Here is a 2,955-nt window from a genome sequence, read left to right as displayed (position 1 = left end):
CTCACTCAACGCGGCGGGGCGTGACCAGCTGACCCGCTCCGGCAAGCTCTGGCGCTCGTTCGCCACCACAATGGACGCCTTGCTCGACGATCGGGGGTTGGCGGCATGACCGTCGCGGAGCAGGAGATCACCGACTATGTGGCGCGGGTCCGGGCCGCTCTGGCCGACCTGCCGTCCGGGCAACGCGACGAGTTGACCGAGGATCTCGCCGACCACCTCACCGAGGTCGCCGCCGAGTCCGAGGGCACCCTGGTCGAGCGGTTGGGCGAGCCTGAGACGTACGCCGCCGAGCTGCGCGCCGCGGCCGGCGCGGCACCGGGCAGCGGGCGCAACCTCGACCAGCGGGTGGCGAGCGCGATGGCCCGGGTCCGCGGCCGGCTGCGCACCGTTGACACCCGGCTCGGCCCACCCCTGGGGTACGAGACGGCCAGCGACTTCCTCCGACTGTTGCGCCCGGCCTGGTGGGTGTTGCGCGGCTATCTGGCGGCGATGCTGGTCACCGTGATCACCACCGGTGGCGAGTTCGGGCTCCTGCCGAGGTTCGGCGGTGAGCTGCTGGCTGGCCTGATCATGCTGATCGGCTTCGTGCTCGGCTCCATCTGGATCGGTCGTAGTTCGGCCCGGCTGACCCGCTGGCCGCGCTCGGCCGTGCAGGTCGCCAGCGTGGTGCTGGTGGTCTTCGCGTTCGCCGCGCTGATCCAGGCCGAGGACCGGATGCGTTACGGCGACTACGGCTACGACCAGACCGCTGTCGACAGCCAGTACGACCGGGTCCGGGACGTCTTCGTCTACGACAGCGAGGGCCGACTGGTGGAGAACGCCCGGCTCTTCGACCAGAACGGCAATCCGATCCGGCTCGGCTACCCGGACTGCCTGGAAGGCGCCTACGTGAACCAGGCGCTGCGGGCGTACCCGTACTGTCCGGAGCAGGCGCCCTTCGTGCCACGTGCGCCGGGCGCGCCTCTCCCGGCCGTGTCACCGACCACCACCCCGGACCCGAGCGGCACGGTGGACCCGACCATCCCACCGGAGCCGAGCGGCACGGCCGGGCAGACCGGGCCACCGCTGTCGACCGCTACTGCCACCGGCGTGCCGTCGAGCGAAACGCCAACCCCCACCCCGACGAGCTGAACCACGGTGTGAACTGGATCATGCGGGTGATGCTGGGAAATGGCTGAACGGACGAGGCGAGCGGGACGGCACCGGAAATCAATGATCGTTACGGTGTCGTCTGCTCATCAACCCCTCGGAAGGAACCCCCGTGCCAGAGCAGGTCGCACCGCCCCCCGCGCCCGACGCCGCAAACCCTGAGCCGGCCGTCGAGACGCCGCAAGCGGCCGCGCCGCAGCCTGCCGTGCCCCAGCAGCGGTCGGTCGAGCCGGAGCCGGCCGCCGCGACGCCCCAAGCCGCCGAGACGCCTGTACCCGCCGAGGCACAGGCGCCCGAAACGTCGCAAGCCGCCGAGACGCCTGTAGCCGCCGAGGCGCAGGCGCCCGAGACGTCGCAGGCCGCCGAGACCCAGGCGGCCGAGACGTCGCAGGCGACCGAGCCGAAGGCGGAGAAGTCCGGTGCGAAGAAGGTCCTCGGCATCGTCGGTGCGATCCTCGCCGTCGTCGTCATCGCCGGCCTGAAGTTCGGTGTCGCCTCGGCGATCGGCAACTTCTTCAACAAGGACGCGACGGCGGACGCCAAGACTGGCGACTGCATCGCCGAGCTGCCCGAGGTCACCGGCACCGAGCAGGAGGAGGTCGACGGCGCCAAGGTCGTGGCGTGCACCTCCACCGACGCGGCGTACAACGTGGTCGGTCGGGTGGACGGCCAGAGCGAGGCGCAGGCGAAGGCCGACACCACCTGCACCCAGTTCTTCAAGGAGGGCCAGGAGGGGTACATCTTCTCCAGCATCGAGCCGGGCAAGACGGGCTACGTGCTCTGCCTGACCAAGAAGGTCTGACCACAGCGGTAGCTCGGCATCGACGGCGGCGGGAGCAGACCCCGCCGCCGTCGGCGTACCCGGAGTCACCGGGGGGCGAACAGGAGGTGAATGCCACTGTTCCGGCGTCTTCCCGAGGGCCGCGTGGCGTGGCAGGCTACCGGCACGTAGGACCACTGGGCGACCAGCCAACGATGACTGACCGCTAGGAGGACGGCCCATGGGCGAAATGGTGAGCTACCGCAGCAACGGGGGCGCGAGCGAGGGGTATCTCGCGATACCCGCCAGCGGCACGGCCAGCCCCGCCGTCATCGTCATTCAGGAATGGTGGGGTCTGGTCCCGCACATCCGGTCGGTGGCGGACCGGTTCGCCGAGGCCGGTTTCGTCGCCCTCGCCCCGGACTTCTACCACGGTGAGACGACCAGCGAGCCGGACGAGGCGCAGCGGCTCCTGCTGGCGATGCGGATGGACGAGGCGGCGAAGGACATCGCCGGAGCGGCCGACTATCTGGCCGGGCGGCCCGAGGTCACCGGTAAGGTCGGTGCCGTGGGCTTCTGCGCTGGTGGCAGCCTGGCCCTCTGGTCGGCGACCATCTCCGAGCGGATCGTCGCGACCGCCGGTTTCTATCCCGTGCTGCCGTGGGAGTCGATGCGTCCCGACTGGGCCGACTACGCCGGCAAGGCGGCTGTCATCCACTGCTCCGAAGAAGACGGCACCTCGGCCGCCGAGGGCGTGCAGACCGCCCGGCGGGCCATCGAGGAGGCCGGCGGCGACTGCCACCTCTACGACTACCCGGGCACCTCGCACGCCTTCTTCAACGACGACCGGCCGGAGGCGTTCGACCAGCGCGCCGCTGCCAGCGCCTGGGCCCGCACCCTGGAACTCTTCCGGGCCAAGCTTGGCTGAGACGCGTACCCAAGCACAGGTGGTCGGACCAGCTCCCGTCGATGTCGTGTGTCGGTGCGCCGTCCGCAGTCAGCCCGGGAATGGCGGTCCCGTCCACCCAGGTGCGTAGCTGACCGGC

3 protein-coding genes and 1 pseudogene are annotated in these 2,955 nt (G+C 70.7%); all 4 read left to right on the top strand.

All coding sequences use genetic code 11. The annotated features are described in order from the left end of the window. Window positions 1–109, top strand: a pseudogene (locus ABZ749_RS32970) (PadR family transcriptional regulator); the annotation flags it as partial. Beyond that, window positions 106–1,131: a hypothetical protein gene (locus tag ABZ749_RS32965; protein ID WP_357234800.1), complete on the top strand. Its 1,026-nt coding sequence runs from the start codon at window positions 106–108 to the stop codon at window positions 1,129–1,131. The pseudogene ABZ749_RS32970 and the gene ABZ749_RS32965, both read left to right, overlap by 4 nt. A 130-nt stretch (window positions 1,132–1,261) precedes the next feature. Further along, on the top strand, window positions 1,262–1,951 hold the full coding sequence (locus tag ABZ749_RS32960; protein WP_357234797.1) for a hypothetical protein: 690 nt from the start codon (window positions 1,262–1,264) through the stop codon (window positions 1,949–1,951). A gap of 199 nt (window positions 1,952–2,150) precedes the next feature. Further along, window positions 2,151–2,837: a dienelactone hydrolase family protein gene (locus ABZ749_RS32955; RefSeq protein WP_357205206.1), complete on the top strand. Its 687-nt coding sequence runs from the start codon at window positions 2,151–2,153 to the stop codon at window positions 2,835–2,837. Window positions 2,838–2,955: the final 118 nt, after the last annotated feature.

Origin of the sequence: Micromonospora sp. NPDC047753, from assembly GCF_040642735.1 — a bacterium.
Lineage (GTDB): Bacteria > Actinomycetota > Actinomycetes > Mycobacteriales > Micromonosporaceae > Micromonospora.
Note: the sequence above shows the minus strand (reverse complement) of the source record. Positions and strands in the feature narration are given on the sequence as shown.

What these genes read in the sequence shown, in the direction of transcription:
- ABZ749_RS32955 (WP_357205206.1), top strand. Translation starts at nt 2,151, where the DNA reads ATGGGCGAAATGGTGAGCTACCGCAGCAACGGGGGCGCGAGCGAGGGG.
- ABZ749_RS32965 (WP_357234800.1), top strand. Translation starts at nt 106, where the DNA reads ATGACCGTCGCGGAGCAGGAGATCACCGACTATGTGGCGCGGGTCCGG.